Origin of the sequence: Psychrobacter sp. UBA6291, from assembly GCF_002439405.1 — a bacterium.
GTDB lineage: Bacteria > Pseudomonadota > Gammaproteobacteria > Pseudomonadales > Moraxellaceae > Psychrobacter > Psychrobacter faecalis.
This window is the reverse complement of record NZ_DJUD01000022.1, coordinates 167,888-190,309: the sequence shown is the minus strand read 5'-3', so window position 1 is coordinate 190,309 and position 22,422 is coordinate 167,888. Positions and strand designations below refer to the sequence as shown.

Here is a 22,422-nt window from a genome sequence, read left to right as displayed (position 1 = left end):
AAAAGAAACACCAGATGCTCTGATGTTTCTTTTATTTTCTATAAGATTTTAATGAAGTCGTTTAAGCTATAAATTTTTGACAAGTCGCTCTAGCAATTCAAGCGTACTTTCTTGTCTGACCAACGCGACCCCTTGTCCTGCCCATAAAGACTGATGTTCAGCATTGAGGTTACTTTTTGCATGAGCACGCAAGTTTTTGGTCATGGCATTTAATTGTGGGTAGGGCGGTAACTCATGCGCGCTCTCAAATTGACCAAAATCGCGCAAATAGTCATTTAACAATCCGCGTGCTTGCTTACCTGAAAACAGTCGCGTTAATCGCGTCTCGCTACTGCGCTTACCCAGACTGGCATCAAGCAGCGCTTGTTTATACGTATCATTAATAGCGCATGTATCGGTGGTCAAAAAAGCCGTGCCTATTTGCGCCAGCTCAGCACCAGCGGTTTGCACCGCTTTAATCGCTTGCCCCGTCATAATACCGCCCGCTGCAATCAAAGGAATATCGGTGCAAGCACGCGTTTGACTAATCAGCGTCAGTAAACCCAATGGATCGTTTGCGCTTTGTGGCAACCAACCACCGCGATGACCGCCAGCTTCTGAGCCCTGAATACAGACCGCATCGACACCAATATCTGCCCATGCTTTCGCTTCCAACGGATGATTGGCAGTACCGATGACGCGTGTGCCCAAATCCTTTAAGCCCTGCACCTGCTCGGCGCTGATAATACCAAAGGTAAAGCTAGCGACAGGAACGGGATTGTCATACAGCACTTGTAGCTGCTCAGAAAAATTAAATGCGGGATGTTCAGGTAACGCCATGTCTATGTTGTTTTTTTCATAATACTCGTCTAACCAAGCAGGCATTTTGCTATCTAAGGTAGTAGAATCGTGCTCAGATAACACCATTAGATTGATCATAAAAGGGCGGTCGGTGAGCGATCTAAGGATATTAATGTGCTCATTTAAAACCGTTGGCGCCGTCGTTCCGCCTCCCAATGACCCCAGTCCACCAAAATTACTTACCGTCGCTGCCAGCTCAGGCGTGGTTGCTCCTGCCATCGGTGCTTGTACGATAGGGTAGGTTAAATCAAAGGTATTTAGTAAGGTCATGACGGGCGTCCTTGTTATGTTATGAGAAAATTTGCATGACTTACTTTAACAAAGCTGAGGGATACGCGTGTTAGAGAATGTGTATTTAGTTATGCAATAAAAGTAGTGGATTTCTATTATGAAACCAATGTTTTTTAAGATTAGTACTCACTAATTGATAAAAAAAGGTCAGCTTTTTAAATCATCAAGGCGATGACCGAAAAAACTGACCCATTTCTTTAAACTTACTTACTGCTTAATTCAACTGCAAAAACCCTTTCGCATTCATCAATAACCCAACCACGTCATCACCACTGATGACCGTAAGGCGCTTATCGAACAATCGTATCCTAACCCACTGGCGGCCACGGACGGTCGGCATCACTGATAATCCATTCTGCCACATAGCCGCTCGGCGGTAGCTCCCAATCTGCTTGATTTAGCGCCGCTAAGACACACGAGGTTTCGATTACTTTGCCGCCTTCGGTGACGCCGGTGCGTAGTAGGGCAGAGGAGCAAGGCTTGCCTTTGACCCACATCGACTGCTCGATATAGATCCAGCGCTCATCGAAGCCGACTATGCGTGTTTTCATGGTGACTTTATCGAAGGCGCGAATGCGTTTGCGATATTGGATGGTACTACCAGCGACCACTAAACCCCAACGCTGTTTTAAGAGCTGTGTTCCAAGTCCGCTCCGTACCGCAAAATCGGTACGCCCCATATCATAAAGCGTCAGCACGCGACCATTATTCATCTCCAAGAAATTATCAATGTCACTCAGACGACAGCGAAAGCTAATCTCGCTGGTATCTTTAAACGTTAAGGTATTGCCCTTTTTTACTTGTAGTGCGGCGCGAGCGATGGTACTGGCATAACGAATAAATGGATACATGGCGCAGTCTCAAAGAGTTAAAGGTTAAGTAAAAAAAGTAAAGTTTGGCAGAGTGGCAAATCTCATTATAAATGGTTAGACGCTACGCCAATAGACTCAAAATAAGCGCTGACCGTTTCAGGCAACCAATTGATATCAAATCTGGATTGTTTATAAAGATGCGTGGATTTGTCTTTATCGACGTTATAACGAATAAAGCCCACGTGTCCGCCATGCTCAGTTTCTAAAAGCGTGACAGTATCGGAGACATCGTTTGGCGTGGCGGTAAACCCAAGGAAAGGGTCGTCTTTAGCGCTGATTAATAATAAAGGTTTAGTCACTTTTATCAAATAAGGCAGCGCCGATGAGGCGTGATAATAATGGTTGTTAGAGCGGTAGCCGTGGCGCGGGGCAGTAAAGATATCATCAAAGTCACTGATACGATTGACCGCTTTGATGGAGTCAATCTCATCTTTGGTAATGTCATTCGCCAAGGCTTTTTTGATAATGGGATTCAGCAGATACGGGGTATAAATACGGTGACTCAAAAAGCTGTGCATACTAAGCGCCGCAGACGACATATCGACAGGCGCTGAAATCACCGCCGCACCGTCACAGAGCGCTTTGTCGCCATATTCGCCCATATATTTTGCCAGTGCATTACCGCCTAAGGACACGCCTACCGCATAGATATGGGCAAAGTTTTTGCGCAAGTTCTCAAGCATATGATGCAGCTCGCCGGTGTCACCGGCGTTATAAAAGACGCGACCGCTCGCAGGAATACCGCCGCAGCTACGAAAATGCGCGACGACAAAGTGCCATCCTTGCGCATGCATCTGATATGCCAACGCGCGCGCATAATGACTGTCGCTACTGCCTTCCATACCGTGAAATAGCACGATTAATGGCGTTTGCTCAAGTTCGCCATTTTCTGCTGAGTTTATATACTGGGCGTCTATAGGATGAGCATCATAAAAGTCATAAGCAATATCACTTTCATCCAAAGAGTCTTTTTCGACCACGCGGCGATAAGTCGGCGTTTTTGGGGCAAAAAACTTGGGTAAAATGCTTTGTAGATGTGGATTGCTTAGCCAAAACGGCGGTTTAAAAGGGGCAGGGGCAAAGGTTTTATGTGTTTTCGATGTTGGCATAAAGGTTTCTTATTTAGTGGTTATATGAATGATCGTTAAAATCGTCTTTAACAATCAATGCCTTATCATACCGACGGCGGTTGCCAAAACCAATGCTTTTCAGTGAACGCTCAGTGAACGAATGGTCACTCAAAGCAATTCATCTAGAACTACCACTCAGAAGAACTAAGAAAAATGGCTCTGCATACATACTTATCAATTATAGCGACTCTAAGACACGCCCATCCATCGCCAGCCGCTTTTTTAAACGATCGATATCTGCTTCAGCAAGCGTTACGGTCAAGGTCACTTGTTTACTATAAGTCACATCATCAATATGACCGCCCAAGTCCTCAACCACGTAGCGGCACTGTGCTTCGGTGGCAAACTCAGCGATTATTTGCACTTGCGCCATCGGCACGTAGGGTAGCAGAACCATTTCATCAACAGCCGCTTGCGCAGAACCTGCATAAGCGCGAGTTAGACCGCCTGCACCGAGTTTGATACCGCCAAAATAACGGACGACAATGATAATCACGTTGCCGATAGATTTATGCTGTAAGACATTTAATATCGGTCGTCCTGCGGTACCACTGGGCTCGCCATCATCGTCAAAACCTGCGCTGGTGGTGTTATCGGGGTCACCGATGATATACGCCCAGCAGTGATGACGCGCATCGGCATATTGCGCGCGTAAATATTCCACGTGAAACATCGCTTGTTCGCGCGAGGTCACAGGATAGGCGTAGGCAATAAACTCAGACTTTTTAATGTCTAAGCGCGCGCTGACCGCATGTTTTAGCGTTTGATAGCTCATATTTCATCAGGTCTAGGTTGGATATGGTAAACTTACTTAACTTTCACTGCCTGCCGTATTGGGCGCAGTGTTCATTTAATTTTTTATTATAGTACCACTTCTCACTGTTTAAGACAGCGGACAAGCGCGAGAGCCGTACTTGTATGGTTGGCTTTTAATACGAGGTTGGTAGTATAAAACGAATGGTAGTTAAGCGTATGCGTCTAGATAAATTTATAAGTAAAGCCACTGAGCTGTCGCGCAAAGAATCAAAGCGGATTTTGCACGCCGGTGAAGTGACGGTAAATGATGCGGTGGTCAAAGATCCAGGGCTGCATGTCGATATCGTCAACGATGAAGTACTATGGGCGGGCGAGCCATTGTCGGTTGCGACTGGTAATCGCTATATCTTGCTCCATAAACCCGAAGGTTTTGAATGCTCTTTAAAAGTCAAAGAATATCCTATCGTCACCGAGTTAATCGCGGTACCTGAGCTTGGCAGCTTGCGTATTGCAGGACGCCTCGATGTCGATACCACGGGCGCCCTACTTATCAGTGACGATGGCAGTTGGTTGCACCGCGTGACCAGCCCTAAACATGAGCATGCCAAAATATACGAGCTCACATTAGCAAGTCCCATGGACAGCGACGCGCAAGCCAATGCGGTCAAAGAAGTGGCTGAAGGTATCCTCTTAGAAGGCGACCACGAAGAAACCAAGCCTGCTACCCTTGAGTTTATTGATGAAACCCATGCACGCTTGACCTTGGAGCAGGGTAAATACCATCAAGTAAAACGTATGATGGGCTATTTTGGTAATCGAGTCACCGAGCTGCATCGCGCCAGCATTGGTCATATCACCTTAGACGGTTTGGATAAAGGCGACAGTCGTTTCTTAACGCCAGAAGAAGTGGCTAAATTCTAAAATTAGGCTCTGCTGCATCTTAAACAGTCATAAAATTTTCTGCAAAAAAAGCAGCCATGAAAAAGTGCGCTGCTTTTTTAATGTCCATTGTTTACCGTTATACTCCTTGGCTACTGTCTGTGTTGCCTATCTCTTAAAGCTAAGTAGCAGTTTTGCAAAATTGAGGCTTTCAAACTTTGCAAAAACTGCCCTTGTGCTAAAGTCTGCCTATCTTTTTTTTAATCTATATTTTTACATAATATAGTCAGCTTTATTAATAATGAGCATTTTTAAAGTATTGCTATTAAAAATCAATAGGACAGTCTTCTGTGAAATTCTCTCTGTTAAAATCCGCCAGCCTAATGAGTGTCATATTATTGACCACCACCGCTTGTGCGCAGCAAAGCGCCACTGACACTATCAAAAATAATGTCAACCAAGCGCCGCAAAATAGTGCAAGTATACAAAGTACGCAAGCGTCTAGCAGTGTGAGCAAAGCTGTCGATAGTCAATTACGCCAACTGCTGAGCCAAGCTGGTATCAAAACGCAAATCACTTCTATTGTGCCCTCTAAGTTACCCAATATGTATCAAGTGAATTTGGTAGGCCAGCCGCCGCTGCATATCACCAAAGAAGGCAAATATGTCATCCAAGGCGAGCTACAAAAGAATCCAAGCAAACGCGTCGTCACAGAAACACCAGCGCGTAGCAGCAGCTTGCAAGTGGGCAAGCCCGTCAGTGCCAGCCTAAAATCTGACCTATTGGCAAATATGGGCGCGCTTAAAAACATGAGTACTAAAACGCCGTTCTTTTATACCGCCGTGCCGGGAGTCATTTGGGGTGCGACACTAGAAGGTGTGCCATTTCTATTATCAGACGATGGGCAATATATCACCGATGGTGAGATATCAGTGATTGAAAACGGTCAGTTTATCGGGCTTGATAGCAACTTTGAGCGCCTTAAAAATCAGTCGGTATTTGCAACCTTAGACCACAGCCAACTGATTACTTATCCTGCGACTAGCCCTGAGAAAGCGGTTATTTATGTCGCTAATGACGTCAATTGTCCTTATTGTCGCCGTCTCCATAAACAGCTACCCATGCTCAATGCCAAAGGCGTGACGGTAAAAACCATCGGTTATCCAATCTATGAAGAGTCGCCTGAGCAAATGCGCGCTATCTGGTGTCAGAGTAGTGAGGATAGCCGCCGCACAGCTTTTGATAAAGCAATGCTACAAGGTAAAATGACGCCGGCACCAGCCAGCTGTAAAGCCGATTATGTAACACCTAACCGTGAAAAATCAGCAGGGCTTGCGGTCATGGCAACGCCGGCTATTTACCGCGAAGACGGTGTTCTTTATCAAGCAAGCTTTGAGAGCCCAGAGTTTTTAGAGTTCTTGGGTATAGAGTAAATGATTAAGAAGTCTGTTTATTAAGAGCTCTGATTATTAAAAGCTCTGATTATTAAAAAGTCTATAACATAGAAAGTAACCATTAAAAACTGCCCTATGAGCGATGTCCATAGGGCAGTTTTTAATGGTGCTTAATGATCGATTTTATCAGTCTATCTCAGTGACAGCTATTGTAGTAACAGCTATTGCGGTAAAACAATATCAACGATTTTCCAGTTTATCAAACCATCGCGCTGCATCTCAATAGTCAGCGGATAACCTTTCACCTGACCGCTAATGGTAAAGCAGTTAATCCCGCAATAAGCCAGTTTTGGCTTGTCACTATCCGTACCTTGCGCCGCTTGTTGCTCAAGCTCGGCCGCTTGTTTTTGCATGATTTGCTGCATCTGGTTTTTGACTACGGCATTGACGTCACCGCGCTGAATGATTAGATTTTGAATCAGGTTTTTTAAATCAACTTGATTACTGGCTATCGCCCATGCTGCGGCAAGCTCCTTGGTCGCGGTATTGGCTTGACCTTGGGTGTTAATCAGTTTTTCAATATTTTGCGCGGTAATAGCGCCATCGACCGCTTGAGTGATAAAACCATTGGCCGCTTCGGATAATGGCGCGCCGCCAAGTTCGGCGACCAATGGGTATTTGGTCATGGTCACTGCAAACTGACTGGTCAGCTGATTTTGAATACTGGGTCGCACCTGCTCATAATCAATCGCCGCTGCGATCGTTGCACCATCTTTGGCATCGTAGGCATTTTTAAGCTGATAAGCGCTGTAATAAGGCGAACCGCCATAGATAGCGACGGCAATGACAATCAACAAAACAATCAGCTTTTTCATAAAAATACGACCTTAGCGCAAACCTAATGATTAAAAAATTAAAAACAGTATTTATATATATATCAATATCGCGCTAAATATTAGCACGCCTACGCCTTATAAAGGTATGGAAACCTTTGTGCAATTCTTAATAAATCCTTTTTTAAAAGGCTTAAAGCCTCATAATTTATAATTTAGACGCCTCAGTGCTTGATAAATCCCGCCATCATCTCCATAAATAGCGCAAACTTTTGATAATTGATTTGGCTAAGCAGCATCCCGCCGTATTTGCTCGTAAGATTCATAAGTTATCCTCTTTTTGCTACCTATTCACCACGTTTCATGTGAAACCTGTAAGTAGGTGCGTGCAGTGCAAAGGAGAAGATTGACTTGGGTTGATGAATCGGCCGATCGGTGGACTGTAAAGACGATAGGAGAGCCCATGAGTAAGCGCGATTTTTATGAAGTATTAGGTGTCAGTAAGACCGCTGACAGCAAGGAAATTAAGCGAGCCTACCGCAAGCTGGCCATGAAATACCATCCTGACCGCAATTCTGATGATCCTGATGCTGAAGACAAATTTAAAGAAGCGTCGATGGCGTATGAAGTATTAAGCGATGAAGACAAGCGCTCAGCTTATGATCGCATGGGACACGCAGCGTTTGAAAACGGCATGGGCGGTGGCGGTTTTGGCGGCGGTGGCAATTTCCAAGATATTTTTGGCGATATTTTTGGCAACTTTGGCGATATTTTTGGTCAATCACGCGGCGGCGGTAGCCGTTCACGCCGCGGTTCAGACTTACGTTATGTCATTGAGCTGACCTTAGAAGAAGCAGTACGCGGCTGTAAAAAAGAAATCAGCTTTACGGCACCTGCGCCGTGCGATACCTGCGATGGTAAAGGCGCAAAAGACGCTTCTGATGTGGTCACTTGTCAGATGTGTCATGGTCAAGGCCAAGTGCGTATGCAGCAAGGCTTTTTTGCCGTGCAGCAGACGTGTCCGCAGTGTGGCGGCTCTGGTAAACAGATTAAAAACCCTTGCTCTGACTGTCATGGCAGCGGCGTAAAAGATAAATCGCGCACGCTTGAAGTGTCTATCCCAGCGGGCGTTGACGATGGTGACCGTGTCCGCCTAGCAGGTGAAGGCGAAGCGGGCGGCGCTGGCGTACAAAACGGTGACTTATACGTTGAAGTACGTGTGAAACCGCACGACGTCTTTAACCGTCAAGGCGCTGACCTCTATATGGACGTGCCAGTGAGCATTACTGATGCGGCACTCGGTAAAGAAGTAGAAATCCCAACCTTAGATGGTAAAGTCAAAATCAAGGTCGCTGAAGGGACGCAAAGTGGCAAATTGCTGCGTGTGCGCGGTAAAGGCGTGACGCCAGTACGTACGACGATGAAAGGCGATTTGATTTGCCGTGTGGTCATCGAGACGCCAGTGAATCTAACGCGCGAGCAAAAAGACTTGTTACGTCAATTCCAAGATACGCTTGATGGTGACAGCAAGCATCAGCAGTCACCCCATAAAAAGTCATTCTTCAAAAAGATTGGTGATTTGTTTGATTGATAGCTAAGCCCTACTGTTTAAGTCATTATAAGGCCTATTGTTTCATGTGAAACAATAGGCCTTTTTGGTGATGCTATAAAAAACCATTTAACCATTATATTTGCTAAACTTATCCTCATAAATTTAATAACCAATCTATCGAAAATAAAACATTTAGGACAAGATATGAGTCAACAAACAGAAGAGCAAACTATTAACGTTGGTGTCATCGGTGCTGGCGGACGTATGGGACGTATGTTAATTGAAGCCGTACAGGACAACCCACAAACCACGCTAAATGCCGCGATTGAGCGTCAAGGCTCAAGCCTTGTCGGCGCCGATGCTGGCGAAGTTGCAGCGATTGGTCGCCTAGAGGTACAGATTGTCGATGATTTAAAAGCCGTTATTAATGACATTGATGTGCTGATTGATTTTAGCTTGCCTGATGCTACCGAACAAAATATGCAAATCTGCGCTGCGAATAAAGTTGCGATGGTGATTGGCACTACAGGTTTTAATGAGCAACAAGAGCAAGTATTAAAAGAAGCCAGTAAGCAAATCGCTATCGTCTATGCGGGTAATTATTCAACGGGCGTTAATTTGTCCTTAAAGCTGCTCGCTATGGCCGCAAAAGCCTTTGGCAATGATGCCGATGTAGAAGTTATCGAAGCCCATCATAAACACAAAATCGACGCACCCTCGGGCACGGCATATATGATGGCAGAGGCGGTTGCAGAAGCGCGCGGACAGAACCTAAAAGACGTTGCCATTTATGGCCGCGAAGGGCAAACAGGTGAGCGCGAAGCTGGTAGTATTGGCATTCATGCGATACGCGGCGGTGAAATCATCGGTGATCATACCGTAATGTTTATCGCCGATGGTGAAGTGGTTGAAATTACCCATCGTGCCCGAGCGCGCATGACCTTTGCCGCTGGTGCGGTGCGTGCGGCTACTTGGGTGATTAAGCAAGAAGTTGGACAATATAACATGCAGGATGTTTTAGGCTTAAATGACTAAAGCCTAAAGAATTAGGTTTCTCACTGATGGTTTGGTAGCGGTTACTTATTGATAAAGCAAAATGACTGCTAGGAGTCAGACATGAATAAGTTTAGCGAACATCTAATAACAAGTTTTGGCCGCACGCTGGCTATGATAAAAGCTACCAAAACCACAAGTTATACGCGTCCGATAGTATTTACCTTAAGTTTAACGGTATTGCCAATCGTCGTACAAGCGGCCGCTTATCAAACTTATGTGATTCATACCTATGGTGGCGAGCGCTTATTACCAGCGGTGCGTCAAGAGTTAAGTAGCAGTCGCGATGGCGGTACGGTGTCGACTTATCAAGATAAGCTCGTATTACATACCACGGCTGCTAATTATCAAAAAGTAAAGCAGTTACTCAATCAGATTGACGGTCAACCGCAGGCGTTGACCGTTGCTGTGCGTGTCGGTAATAGTCGGCAATCCCAAGGTAATATCCAGCAAGGTCGGGTTGTTATTAGTAATCACGGTATTCAAGGTACTGGCGTAATCAACCAAAGTAATAGCCAACAACAAAGTAATAATTTATATCAAGTACAAACCTTGTCTGGCAGCGCAGCAAGCATCAGCACCGGCATGCTTTACTCATTAAACCAAAGCTATATTGCCAATAGCTATCCAACCTATAAACGTCTAGCGGGGCAAATTATTATTCAGCAGCAAGTATTATTGCCGACGACGCAAGGGATTACGGTGATGCCAAGGCTACTACCGAACGGGCAGGTCGAAGTAACATTATCCCAAGTAGAAGAACAGCTCGTGCGCGCTAATCCTTCTTATAATCGCTATGGCTATAATAATAGCGTGCAAGGGCAAATATTGAATAGCACCATTGTCGTCCCACGTGGGCAGTGGGTCAATATTGGACAAATCTCACAAAACAATCAAAGCCAAAGCTCAGGTTATGCCAGTAATAGGACGTTAAATAGCAGTAATAGCGTACCTATTTCATTATTGGTACAGTAGCTGATTATTAATGTTGTCGCGAAGCAAAAATAACAAAGCGCGGCACTGTGATAAGCAGTACCGCGCTTTGTTACTGTTACTGTTATTGATATTAATTGGTTAAAAATTAATCAATATAAACCACCTCTAATGGCGGAAAACCATTGAACTCGACCGACGAATACGAGTTGGTATAAGCACCCGTGGTTAACCAAAAGATTTTATCGCCAATCTCTAGCTCTTCTGGCAACTGATAACCCGCTTCTTCATACATGATGTCGGTTGAGTCACACGTTGGCCCTGCCAATACAACCGTGCCTTCGCTGGTTGAGGTTTCCATTTTAGGCGTATAGACAGGATACTTGATCGCTTCGCCTAGAGTCTCGATTAAGCCTTGGAATAAGCCCACATCGGTATATACCCAGCGGGTCAAATCCGTATCTGATTTACGCGAAATCAGCACCACATCGCTGACCAAGACACCCGAGCCGCCAACCAATGAACGACCAGGCTCAAGGATAATCTCTGGCATCTCATCTTCATTGTAGTCATCAGTCAAATAACTGGTAATCTCTTCTGCATAGACTTTGACCGGATTGACTTCGCTGATATAGTTTGCCGGAAAGCCGCCGCCCAAATTAATCATTTGTAACTTAATGCCTTCCTCATTTTTCATCCAGTCGAACATATATTTGACCTTGGCGAGCGCATCATCCCAAGCGGCGACGTCTTTTTGCTGGCTACCGACGTGAAACGAGATACCATAAGGCACCAAGCCCAATTCGCGCGCTTGAATCAACAAGTCAATCGCCATATTTGGATGGCAACCAAATTTACGTGATAGCGGCCATTCAGCGGTTTCAGAGCCTTGTACTAAGATACGCACAAATACTTTTGAACCAGGCGCGTGCTTAGCGATATTTTTTAAATCCGCTTCAGAATCGGTTGCATACAAATCAATACCTTTTTCAAAGGCATATTTGACATGCTGCGCTTTTTTAATGGTGTTGCCATAAGAGATACGCGATGGCTCAATGCCGCAATCAAGCACCCGATCCAGCTCATAGATAGACGCACAGTCAAAGTTTGACCCAAGCTCAGCCAATAAGTTAATGACTTCAACCGCAGGGCTTGCCTTCATAGCATAATGGATTTTTGCCTTTGGAAAAAACCCAACCATTTCCGCATATTTTGTTTTAATGCGGCTTAAGTCGACCACCAAAAACGGGGTTTCGCGACCTTCGGCAGCTTTGGTAAATTTCTGCCAGCCGGCAGGGTCAAAATATTGGTCAATTTTGATCATGGTCATGGTGGGGAAACCTTTAATGAAGACAGTGAATGTCGGAGAATAAAAATAGCAGAGAATTAAAACGTTAGGATATAAAAGCCAATCTTATCATCATAAAGCCATTATTTTTAACGATAATGATAGGACAACAAACGTGGCTTAAAATATAAATGTATTAAGAGTTGGTGGTTTGTGGCTGTTTATCCGCGATTTGCTCGCCCTGTTTTTCGCGTATTTTAAGCACTTTACGCACTTTATCACGCGCCCGCGTTTGTTTAAGACGCGATAAATAATCGACAAAGATGACGCCATTCAAATGATCCATTTCATGTTGGATACAGACGGCAAGTAAGCCTTCGACTTCTTCATCAATTTTATTGCCATTTTCATCCAAAGCCTCGATACGTACTTTGGTTGGACGTTCAACCTTATCATAGACTTCAGGCACCGACAAACAGCCCTCTTCGTAAGGCTGCTTTTTTTCTACCAATGGCGTGACTTTCGGGTTAATAAATACCCTTGGGCTGTTTTTATCTTCCGATAAATCCATGACGATAAGCTGAATATGACGGTCGACTTGGCTTGCCGCCAAACCAATACCTTGGGCATCATACATCGTCTCAATCATATCGGCGATTAAGGTTTTGATTTCAGCCGTAACTTCCTTGACAGGCTTAGCAATCGTGCGTAAGCGCGGGTCAGGATAGCTTAAAATAGGGAGTAACGCCATAAGGCTCACCTCAATGATAAAGATAAAATAGGTCTGATATTATAAGATAAATGGGGGCAAAAGTAATGCATATCAATACATAAGGTGTTTTATGCTTAAGGAATAACATAAGAAAAACTGACTATTAATAATTCAGATAGAAAATGCAGTCATTAAAAAAGGTCTTACGCTGGGTAAGACCTTTTTCATATGCTCTAATTTAATACGAGTAATGGCTTGCGCTTGTTATACGCGGCGTTTGTTCATAATCATCTCATAGATAAACAGTAAGATAATCGCACCGATTACTGAGAAGATAAGTCCGGTAAAGCCGCCATCAGCATTGATACCGATTAAGCCGGCGACAAAACCACCAAGCATCGCACCAACGATACCCAATACGATGGTCATAATCCAACCCATCGGGTCGTTGCCCGGTTTAATAGCGCGTGCCAATAAACCTGCGACCAAACCTACGATAATCATCCAAATAAAGCTCATTGTTATTCTCCTAATGTTTTTAATTTATATGGTTATTTATAATCTGTTACTTATTTGATGAACTCATTGTAATCATTAGCCACTATAAAAAGTAACGACGAAATGTTATCTGTGTACGGGCTATGTGAGAAAAAAGCCATATTTGCTATCAAGCAGATGAAATAGGTAAACGGCAGGTTAAAAAGGTAGTAAAGTCGCTAACGTAACAAAGTGTTGATTACTATCATGTGTAAATTATTCAAATAATTATATGGACTTATAAACGTTGAAGGAGCTATCTATAGGAAGGAAACTAGCTATAAAAAAAGCATAGCTCGTTTAACGAACTATGCTTTTAGAAACAATCAGTCTTTAATACGCTTGCTATATAAGTGGAGATTTATTTATTGCGCAGCGCGGTCAATAGACGCTGGTGAATCCCTTCAAAGCCGCCATTCGACATAATGACAATCGCATCGCCCGCTTGAGCGTTATTAATAATATACCTAATAATCGCCTCGGTACTAGACAATACTTGCTGGCTTGCGATATTGGGCTTGTTAGCTTTGGCATTATCAACGACGTCTTTTAGGCCCCATTCAAGTCCGGTTGGTTCATACCATAAAGTATGGTCGGCGAGGGCGGCGGATTCAGCCAAGCTGTCTTGGTGAATGCCCATTTTCATGGTGTTGCTGCGCGGCTCGATAATCGCCCAAATCCGTCTGTCTGCCAGTTTCTTTTTAGCGCCATCTAAGGTAGTCGTAATAGCGGTCGGATGATGGGCGAAATCATCAAATACCAAGATGTCGTTGACATCGCCAATCAGCTCCATACGACGTTTGATACCAGCGAAAGCGGATAATGCTGCGCAGGCGGTTTTAATATCGACACCAACATTATAAGCGGCGGCAACCGCAACTAGCGCATTATTGACGTTATGAATACCGCTCATCGACCAATCGACGATCGCTGTATGCTCATCGTTCCCTGCAAAGCTGACGCTAAATTGACCGCCATCAGCGCTGATAAGTTCGGCTTGCCAGTCGTTAGTGTGCTGTAAATTCTGCTCGTCTTTTTTATGATCAACTGACTGTTTATCAATAACCGCCGTCCGCCAAACTGGCGTCCAAACACCTTTTGCTAAAGTCTCCTCTAAGCTAATGGTCGCCGCTGGCATGATGATTTTGCCGCTACTTGGAATCATGCGCACCATATGGTGAAACTGGGTTTGGATGGCGTTTAGGTCAGCGAAGATATCGGCATGGTCAAATTCAAGATTGTTTAAAATAGCGGTACGCGGGCGATAATGGACGAACTTTGAGCGTTTATCAAAAAACGCTGAATCGTATTCATCGGCTTCAATAACGAAGTAGCCGATTTTTTCTCCACTGCCATCAGCGACTTTTTCAGCACCCAAGTAGCTGCTATGGGCAAAGACTTGTTGCAGGTGTTCATCGCTCGTATTAACCAAGGGCACACCGCCAATCAAAAACCCTGTATCAATACCGGCATAATGTAATATCCACGCCAGCATGGTGGTCGTGGTGGTTTTACCATGCGTACCAGCCACAGCGATGACATGGCGCGATTGCAACACTTGCTCGGATAAGAACTGCGGCCCTGAGGTGTAGCGCAGACCGCTATCGAGCATATATTCGATAACATCCATGCCACGCTTCATAGCGTTCCCAACCACTACCAAATCAGGCGCTGGCTGCAAATGCTCGACCAAATAACCTTCGGCAATGGTCACGCCCGCATTTTCAAGTTGGGTGGACATCGGCGGATAAACATTGGCGTCTGAGCCTGTGACCGTATGCCCAAGGCTGCGCGCCAGTAACGCCAGCGAGCCCATAAAAGTACCACAAATACCAAGAATATGAATATGCATAGACGTTCCGTACACGCTTGAAAAAAGGAGATTGAGCTTGAGTGTCAGCCAACAGTGATTATTGAGCTGGCAGTTCGGTAGGTAGCTCAATAATCAAAGCCTCATTGTAAAGTAAACACCATAAGATGACCAATAAAAAACGCCTAGTCGGTAGGCGTTGTGTGGACTCTCAATTTGGCTGAGGTAGGCAGTTATTTATTTACGAGAAAGGGTGTAGTCATCGTTAAGATTGGCATCAGCGTCCATCATAATCAAGTGGTTGTCACTGATTTTATAGGTTTCGATGTTTTTTCTCTCATAAACAATGGTGATTTTATCGTCATCTTGGCGATAAACCCCTGATTCTAACAAAGGCGGAACGGTCGGCGCCGCATCATTAAAAACACTGGTTTTTAGTACAGAGCCATCAGCGAATAAATTTAAGGTAATCTCGATATTATCGCAAGAAGCGCACGGTACCACACCGCCATAATCGCCCATCAAGGTGGCTTGTAAGCTGCTGTCGCTACTGGCGGCCGAAATCATCGGCGCGCGGCGACTGTTGTCATTTGAATTTGCTGCTGCTATCAGTGATTGACCTTCTGCATTATTTGCCTCATCCACTGCATCGTCGGTCAGATTGTTTTGAACATCAATATCCTGCAAGTCAGCAAGAGCGACACTATTGGTAGTCTGAGCGCCTTGCGTCGTTGTGTTATTGGCAGTCGTAGAAGATGAGGCGCTATCACAGCTCATGAGTAGCAAACAGAGCGGCAGTGCTAGCAAGGGGCGCGTACAGCGTCTCATAGCGGTAATTGCAGCGGAGGAGTAGGGTAAGATAGTAATCATAGCGTTACCAAAAAACATTTTTTAATAGTGGGTTTAAGCCTTGTCAGTAGGATAACTAATTAAAGTCTTGGTAAAAGTTAAAGAAATTGTGAGGGACAATCTTAGCGCCAACAGGCAGCGCTTGCGACACTCACTTCGTTAAATTATGTGATAAACCTCATGGTTTTGATAACACACTTCGCCATTTGGCTTTGGAAACACCAGCTATATACGTTTAAAGCGCAATTAAGACTACCGTTATTCCAATAGGGTAAATAAACACCTTGGATATATCAAAGTGTAAAAGTGACTAGAGCGTGTCGTTAATTAAACGCTATGGCTTTAACCGTGCTAAAAACGCCTGAAATATGAGCCAAAAAAATAACCGTCCATGCATTGATGCAGGACGGTTATTGGCTACTCATAAGGGTAGTAGAAGCAGGTTAGCGTGCAGGGCGCACGATACGCCATAAAATTAATACATGTACCAATATCAAAATGCTAAATAAAATCAAAGATTGCTCAGGGATACTCAAACCCATAAACGTCCACTCAATAGACGCGCATTCACCAGAGCCGGCAAATACTTCTTTTAATACTTGCTGCATCGGTAGGGTATCAAGCCAATAATCTAAGCCGGGTCCACATGAGGGCACTTGGTCGGCGGGCAAATGCTGTAGCCATACGTGCCGACCGGCAACTACTGCTGCCCAGCCAATACCTGCCAAACTGCCAAGCCACAATAGTAAGCGGACGATTTTTGATTTTGGGTCAAATATAGCGGCAATCAAAGCAAAGCCGCCCATAATCATCAGACCGATGCGCTGAAAGATACATAGCGGACAAGGCGAAAACCCCATATAACGCTGTAAGAAAAATAGCGCAAAGCTCATGCCGATCACGGCCATGATTACTAAAAACACTTGTAGATTACGGTAAGTGGTCAGCTGTCGCATGGGGCGAATACTCTTATAAAGTGCTCATTGATATAGGATAAAACTAACAAAAAGTAGACTGTTAAAAGGTCAAATTAATCAACCATTAACGGTACTGTTGTAAAAATTCCATAAAATCTTCGGTTTCGGCAGCTTCAAGCTCTGCCTGCTGCAAGATAGATTTTTCCGCCAGTACTTCATATTTGGCTTGGGTGTTTGGGCTCAACGTCTGCTGTAATATCGACTCACGATGCTGCTCTGCTAAAGTAAAGCCAAGCTGCCACAAGCTACCCAAACGTTCACTATCCGAGTTCACTTGTGCTGAGATGGTTGACTCAGGATGCCCCGCTTTACCTTGCATCAAGGCAACCGCTGTCCGATATTCATTACCCCCATAATGCGCGTCAAGCAGCTCTGCCAATGGCTGCATACGGCTTAAGTGCATAAGCATCCAGCTTTCAAGGGTTTGCTCATCACCATTATTAATGATTTGCAAGTTTTCGCGGCGACCTTCGTTGACCACGCGCTCGACATTAACCGCCAACGCTTCTTCTTCTGCTGGCATGAGCTCTGGCGAATCACTGAGCAGGCAGTATAATGCCATCACTTCTAAAAAGCAGGCGCTAGATAAACGAATGCCAATATCGCTATAAGGGTCAAGGTCGATAGCACGAAACTCAACGTAAGCGATACCGCGGCGCTCAAGCGCTTCGGTTGGGCTCTCGCCACTCATCGCGATTTGTTTGGGGCGAATCGGACTATAGTATTCATTTTCTATTTGTAGAATATGGTCATTGATTTGTATCGGATTACCGTCGGCATCGTCTAAGCCAAGTTTCTCAAAGCTTGCATGCGGGGTCTGAATCGCACGGCGCAGTCCTTTGATATACTCGGGCAAATTATTATAACGAATATCGAGATGTTCTTGCACGCTGTTGGTATAGCCAAGCTTGCCCATACGTAGGCTGGTCGCCGTCGGTCTATAGTAGGTTGAGTCATTGAGCAGCTCAAGATCATGGTCGATACCTGACACAAAGCACGGACAAACGCTAGGGCTTGCCCCTAATAAGTACAGTACCAAACTGGTCAGACGTTTAAAGTTACGAATCAATCCCAGATACTTGTCATTTTTAAATTCTGTCAGGGTCAAATCTTGCGCGTTTGGCCTTTGCGCTTGCCATGCGGCAAATAAATCATCGCCAAATGACAGGTTATAATGTAAACCAGCAATCGTCTGCATACGGCGACCATAACGGATACCAAGTCCACTACGATAGAGGGTTTTTAGCTTACCCGTATTAGAGCTGCCATAGTCTGCTAGCGGAATATCTTCATCTTTTGATGACAGCATACACGGCATTGACAATGGCCACATCAGCTCGCCTTCAGGCATACCTTGATAAACCAATAAATGCAATTGGCGCAGCATGGTTAGTGTTTCTTTTGGAGAAGTCTTTGGGTCAGTAATAAGTTCGAGCAGACTTTCAGAGTAATCGGTGGTGATAAATGGATGCGTGAGCTTGGAGCCAAGCTTGGCTGGATGTGGGGTTTGTGCCAAGTAGCCATCAGGTTTAACCCGCAGCCCTTCTTTTTCAATACCGCGCAGCATGCCGCTTAAATGCTTGCTATCAAACCAGTTTGGAATTTTAAAATCGACAAAGCTGCTCGCAAAATTACTCATAATAGTCATCTGTTGTTATTAGTTATGGTCGGTCGCCACGCAATCGCTGTGCAACCGAAAAAATGGGTTATAGAATCACGTCAGTTTAGCCCAAAGCCGCCCCAAAAACCACGTACAATTACAAATACAGTAAGCTTCACTGGCGCTCAAATAACGGTTATTTGACTTGTAAAGATGGCGGCTCCGCGCAGTTATTAACCAAATCTAATGGCTTAAAGTAAATACCTAAAAAATAAAAAAACATCTACTTATCAGGTAGATGCTTTAGATAACTCATTACTTAATATAAACAGGCTTACGAAAATTCTAGTTCAGTCTCAAAACCTTTTAGAATATGACGCGCCATGGCAAGGTTTGATTTTTGACGGTCAAGTACAAGGTATAAAAACAAGTTGTCATTACGTACTAATGGACGTAGCAAATGATACTGCTTGCTCAAAGTGATAAGAATGTCTTCGATGTTCTCATCTAAATTTAGCGCTGCTGCTACTTTGCGCTTAGAGCGTAGTACTTCGGTGTTGCCAGCCGCTGCTAGCTCAAGGTCAATACCAGAACCAAGAGTAGCCATTGCAAGACCAGATTCGCTGTCTACTAGGGCGGCGGCGATAAAGCCGTCAATGTCATTTAATGCGTCAAGTGATAACTTCGCCATGAGGGTATGCCTTAATAATTTGGGATAGAGGTAGGATTATTTTTTAGTGATTATTCTTTATGAGCAAAATCCTTTAATAAAAAATCTTCTAACAACAATCTTTTAATAAAAGGCTCGCAAGCATAAGCTTTACAAACAGGTTAAGCGCTCACTCATACAACAGATTGATTAGACTAGCTACTCAAAAGAAGGCGGTATTTAAGCACATCCCCATAAAAAAACAATCGTAAACCGATTAAAGCCACTTTTTACCAGATTATCGGTCAAAAACGACTTTTTCAGTTTACGATTGTATACTTAAATTATCCCAACAATACTATATTGCTTTTAAGATAAAGCCGTCATTTCGACTTATTTAACTCGACTTGCTTAAAGAGAAAACGATGAACCGCAGCCACAGGTCGTGGTGGCGTTTGGGTTGGTGACAATAAAGCGTGCGCCCTCTAAGCCCTCGGTATAGTCGACGGTCGAGCCTTGCAAATACTGATAGCTTAGCGAATCGACGACTAAGGTCACATCGTCATTATCAAAATTGGCATCATCTTCATTGAGCTCATTGGCAAAGTTAAAGCCATAAGAGAAACCTGAACAACCGCCGCCCGTCACATAGACACGCAGCATAAGATTGCTGTCACCTTCTTCTTCACGTAGGCGACGTACTTTTTTTGCCGCGCTGTCGGTCAAGTTTAAGGCGGTTGGGTCGACTGGTTGACTTGTGCTTGGATTAAATTGATTGGCTGATTCGTTCATATCTACCTCAGTTGCTAAAATCAAATGATTTGTTTTTTATTTCTGCGAGGTCGTCTATTTATACTGGATAGGGCGACTGATAAGTAGCGGCTGATAACGCCTAGGCTACGGTAAAATTTTTTATATTTGTTAAGGCATTTAGCAATGTAACATTTTAGCAATGTAACTTAGTATTGAAACATTATTGTGGCATGGCAATTTGGTGAATAGCAATACGGCCGCTACTTAACTTTAAACGCTCAATTTCGAACACCTAACTGCATGATGTCAATAGTATTTTACTAGTATAACATAATTGGGGTGCTGATTGATTTGTCAAGGGTGACAGTAGCGTTTGCAACTATATAGTAGTTTTACATGTCAAATAGCGGTTTTAGTTACCAAATTTTTAATCGTTCGTAAGCTATTATGATAGCAAGTGGTTTTTAGCTGTATAAAGGGTTGAATTTAAAATAGTTATTTAATCGTTTGCCTATGCGCCAAGCGTTTGAAATAATAGCCGCCTGTAAACATGCCAGACGGATGTTTTTATTGCCTTATGTTTTATATTATTGTTGAGATGAAGAAATTATATGATCGAATTTAAAGACGTTGGCGTTCGCCGTGATGGTCGTGAGTTGTTTGCAGGGGCAAGCTTTCAGCTCCATCCGGGCCACAAAATTGGCTTGACGGGCAATAACGGCACCGGTAAATCGACCTTGTTTGCCTTATTATTGACGCAAATGGGCACCGGCGATACCGAAGTGACGCTTGATAGAGGCGAAGTCAGCATTCCTGATAGCTGGCAGGTGGCGCACATGGCGCAGGAAGTCGGGGCGAGCACGCAGACGGCGATAGATTATGTGCTAAGCGGTGATGAGCAGTGGTATGAGATTAATGCGGCGTTAAATGATTTAAGCAGTGTCAGTGACGATCAGATTGGCGTTTTGCATCAGCAGTTTGATGAGATTGACGGCTATCGGACGCCGACCAAAGCGGCCCAAATCATGGCAGGTCTTGGTTTTAAGACCAGTCAGCATGAATTGCCCGTTGAAGGGTTCTCGGGTGGCTGGCGTATGCGTTTAAACCTTGCCAAAACCTTGATGAGCCGCGCCGATTTAATGCTCCTTGATGAGCCAACCAACCATTTGGATTTGGATGCCATTCTTTGGCTTGAGACTTGGATTAATGCTTATACCGGTTTGGTGATTGTTATCTCGCATGACCAAGCGTTTTTGGACGCCACCGTCGGTCATATCTTGCACGTCGAACAACAAAAAATCACCCTTTATACGGGTAATTATCAGCAGTTTATCCGTACCCGTCACGAGCGTATGGCGCAGCAGCAGCAAGCGTTTGAGAAGCAACAAGCGACCAAAGCCCATTTGGACGACTTTATTCGTCGTTTCCGTGCCAAGGCCAGTAAAGCCAAACAAGCGCAAAGCCGCATCAAGCAGCTTGAGCGCATGGCAGAGCTGTCGCCGATGATGGCGGACAATCCGTTCTCGTTTCGCTTTTATGAGCCGGCCAATATGAGCTCGCCGCTGATAGAAATGAGCAATGCTGATATCGGCTATAGCGAGACGCCGCTTTTGCATAATGCCAACGTCCAAGTGACGCCTGACACCCGCCTTGGTTTGTTGGGAATGAATGGCGCTGGTAAATCGACTTTGATTAAAGCCTTGGTTGGTGAAATTGGTATTTTATCAGGCAGCTATCGCGTCTCTGACACCTTAAAGCTTGGCTATTTTAATCAGCATCAAATGGATACTTTAGATGCGGCAGCGACACCGATGCAAATGCTGCGCCGCCTAGCAGGTAAAACCTCTGATGCCGAACTGCGCTCGTTCCTTGGTAGTTTTGACTTTCGCGGCGACCGTATCGATACAGCAAGTGAGCTATTCTCTGGTGGCGAGCGCGCGCGTTTGACTTTGGCATTAATCGTTTGGCAGCGTCCAAACGTGCTGGTTCTCGATGAGCCAACCAACCATTTAGACTTACAAATGCGTCAGGCTTTGACCATCGCCCTGCAAGGGTTTAAAGGGGCAGTGGTGCTGGTATCGCATGACCGTGAGCTGATTGCCAATGTCTGCGACGAGCTGTTTTTAGTGCATGACGGCCAAATCGACGAGTTCGATGGCGATATCAGCGACTACGGTAAATGGCTAGCAGAAAAGCGCAAACAAGAAAATGCCTCGGACAAAAATACCGGTAAGAAAAAGAACAAAAAAGACGATAAGAAATCTGTTTCACGTGAAACAGATACAGGTTCGGCAAACAGTCAAATAACCAAACCATCAACCAGCCAATCAGGCAACCAAGTGAGCAGTAAAGCGTCAACTGCACCTGCAAGTAATAAAGCCGCTCAGCCTTTGATTAGCAAAGAAGAGCAGCGCAAATTGGCCGCTGAGCAGCGTAAGCTCACCGCACCGATACGCCGTGAGATTGAAAATACAGAAAAGGCTTTGGCTAAAATTGATGAAAAATTGGCCATCTTAGAAACCAAGCTTGCCAATACTGAGTTGTACGAAGAAAGTCGCAAAGCTGATTTATTGCTGTTGTTAGATGAGCAAACTGCGCTCCAGCAGCAGCATAGCGACAATGAAGATAAGCTGTTGCTAGCGATGACAAATTTAGAAGAAATGGAAGCGCGTTTTCAATAAAAAATTGTCAAGGTAGGGTGACAGCGTGATTGT

General features: G+C 44.6%; 20 protein-coding genes. 6 read left to right on the top strand and 14 right to left on the bottom strand.

The window, feature by feature from the left end; genetic code table 11:
* Positions 1-66 precede the first annotated feature (66 nt).
* From B3R91_RS03470 to B3R91_RS03455, 4 genes are all read right to left on the bottom strand, one after another.
* Entirely contained in the window at positions 67-1,110 is a 1,044-nt protein-coding gene (locus B3R91_RS03470; protein ID WP_286796494.1) for an NAD(P)H-dependent flavin oxidoreductase, read from the bottom strand.
* 329 nt (positions 1,111-1,439) lie between these two features.
* Positions 1,440-1,982 carry an acyl-CoA thioesterase gene (locus B3R91_RS03465; RefSeq protein ID WP_286796493.1) on the bottom strand — a complete coding sequence of 181 codons (543 nt, stop codon included), beginning with the start codon at positions 1,980-1,982 and terminating at the stop codon, positions 1,440-1,442.
* A 65-nt stretch (positions 1,983-2,047) separates the two neighbouring features.
* Positions 2,048-3,112 carry a YheT family hydrolase gene (locus tag B3R91_RS03460; RefSeq protein WP_102076614.1) on the bottom strand — a complete coding sequence of 355 codons (1,065 nt, stop codon included), beginning with the start codon at positions 3,110-3,112 and terminating at the stop codon, positions 2,048-2,050.
* A gap of 199 nt (positions 3,113-3,311) precedes the next feature.
* Complete coding sequence (locus B3R91_RS03455; protein WP_102076615.1) at positions 3,312-3,908, bottom strand: YigZ family protein; 597 nt, start codon at positions 3,906-3,908, stop codon at positions 3,312-3,314.
* 197 nt (positions 3,909-4,105) lie between these two features.
* Here B3R91_RS03455 and B3R91_RS03450 point away from each other — a divergent pair, with 197 nt between their 5' ends.
* Both B3R91_RS03450 and B3R91_RS03445 read left to right on the top strand, forming a co-directional pair.
* Complete coding sequence (locus B3R91_RS03450) at positions 4,106-4,810, top strand: pseudouridine synthase (protein WP_286796492.1); 705 nt, start codon at positions 4,106-4,108, stop codon at positions 4,808-4,810.
* Between the two features lie 308 nt (positions 4,811-5,118).
* A complete protein-coding gene (locus tag B3R91_RS03445; protein WP_286796491.1) occupies positions 5,119-6,201 on the top strand; it encodes a disulfide isomerase DsbC N-terminal domain-containing protein in 1,083 nt (360 codons plus the stop codon).
* Between the two features lie 182 nt (positions 6,202-6,383).
* On the opposite strand, the gene B3R91_RS03440 is transcribed toward B3R91_RS03445, so the two are convergent.
* Positions 6,384-7,037 carry a DUF2939 domain-containing protein gene (locus tag B3R91_RS03440; protein ID WP_286796490.1) on the bottom strand — a complete coding sequence of 218 codons (654 nt, stop codon included), beginning with the start codon at positions 7,035-7,037 and terminating at the stop codon, positions 6,384-6,386.
* Between the two features lie 421 nt (positions 7,038-7,458).
* On the opposite strand from B3R91_RS03440, the gene dnaJ reads away from it, so the two are divergent.
* From dnaJ to B3R91_RS03425, 3 genes are all read left to right on the top strand, one after another.
* Positions 7,459-8,586 carry a molecular chaperone DnaJ gene (dnaJ, locus tag B3R91_RS03435; protein ID WP_201589898.1) on the top strand — a complete coding sequence of 376 codons (1,128 nt, stop codon included), beginning with the start codon at positions 7,459-7,461 and terminating at the stop codon, positions 8,584-8,586.
* Positions 8,587-8,751: 165 nt separating this feature from the next.
* Positions 8,752-9,582: a 4-hydroxy-tetrahydrodipicolinate reductase gene (gene dapB / locus B3R91_RS03430; RefSeq protein WP_144297327.1), complete on the top strand. Its 831-nt coding sequence runs from the start codon at positions 8,752-8,754 to the stop codon at positions 9,580-9,582.
* Between the two features lie 81 nt (positions 9,583-9,663).
* Positions 9,664-10,575 carry a hypothetical protein gene (locus B3R91_RS03425; protein WP_286796489.1) on the top strand — a complete coding sequence of 304 codons (912 nt, stop codon included), beginning with the start codon at positions 9,664-9,666 and terminating at the stop codon, positions 10,573-10,575.
* Positions 10,576-10,681: 106 nt separating this feature from the next.
* Here B3R91_RS03425 and B3R91_RS03420 read toward each other — a convergent pair whose 3' ends face one another.
* From B3R91_RS03420 to erpA, 9 genes are all read right to left on the bottom strand, one after another.
* Complete coding sequence (locus tag B3R91_RS03420) at positions 10,682-11,857, bottom strand: type III PLP-dependent enzyme (RefSeq protein WP_286796540.1); 1,176 nt, start codon at positions 11,855-11,857, stop codon at positions 10,682-10,684.
* A gap of 160 nt (positions 11,858-12,017) precedes the next feature.
* Positions 12,018-12,572, bottom strand: a complete 555-nt coding sequence (gene def, locus B3R91_RS03415; RefSeq protein WP_286796488.1) for a peptide deformylase — start codon at positions 12,570-12,572, stop codon at positions 12,018-12,020.
* 225 nt (positions 12,573-12,797) lie between these two features.
* Positions 12,798-13,052 (bottom strand): GlsB/YeaQ/YmgE family stress response membrane protein, encoded by a 255-nt coding sequence (locus B3R91_RS03410; protein WP_068408390.1) that lies wholly within the window; start codon positions 13,050-13,052, stop codon positions 12,798-12,800.
* Positions 13,053-13,431: 379 nt separating this feature from the next.
* Positions 13,432-14,922: a UDP-N-acetylmuramate:L-alanyl-gamma-D-glutamyl-meso-diaminopimelate ligase gene (gene mpl / locus B3R91_RS03405; RefSeq protein WP_286796487.1), complete on the bottom strand. Its 1,491-nt coding sequence runs from the start codon at positions 14,920-14,922 to the stop codon at positions 13,432-13,434.
* A 195-nt stretch (positions 14,923-15,117) separates the two neighbouring features.
* Positions 15,118-15,750 (bottom strand): copper resistance protein NlpE N-terminal domain-containing protein, encoded by a 633-nt coding sequence (locus B3R91_RS03400; protein WP_286796486.1) that lies wholly within the window; start codon positions 15,748-15,750, stop codon positions 15,118-15,120.
* A 422-nt stretch (positions 15,751-16,172) separates the two neighbouring features.
* Complete coding sequence (locus B3R91_RS03395; RefSeq protein ID WP_201589908.1) at positions 16,173-16,685, bottom strand: disulfide bond formation protein B; 513 nt, start codon at positions 16,683-16,685, stop codon at positions 16,173-16,175.
* Positions 16,686-16,770: 85 nt separating this feature from the next.
* Positions 16,771-18,345: a glutamate--cysteine ligase gene (gshA, locus tag B3R91_RS03390; RefSeq protein ID WP_286796485.1), complete on the bottom strand. Its 1,575-nt coding sequence runs from the start codon at positions 18,343-18,345 to the stop codon at positions 16,771-16,773.
* 295 nt (positions 18,346-18,640) lie between these two features.
* Entirely contained in the window at positions 18,641-18,997 is a 357-nt protein-coding gene (locus tag B3R91_RS03385) for a roadblock/LC7 domain-containing protein (protein WP_201589912.1), read from the bottom strand.
* Positions 18,998-19,366: 369 nt separating this feature from the next.
* Positions 19,367-19,747 (bottom strand): iron-sulfur cluster insertion protein ErpA, encoded by a 381-nt coding sequence (erpA, locus tag B3R91_RS03380; RefSeq protein ID WP_068407319.1) that lies wholly within the window; start codon positions 19,745-19,747, stop codon positions 19,367-19,369.
* Between the two features lie 572 nt (positions 19,748-20,319).
* On the opposite strand from erpA, the gene B3R91_RS03375 reads away from it, so the two are divergent.
* Positions 20,320-22,389: an ATP-binding cassette domain-containing protein gene (locus tag B3R91_RS03375; protein WP_286796484.1), complete on the top strand. Its 2,070-nt coding sequence runs from the start codon at positions 20,320-20,322 to the stop codon at positions 22,387-22,389.
* The last annotated feature ends 33 nt before the right edge of the window (positions 22,390-22,422 follow it).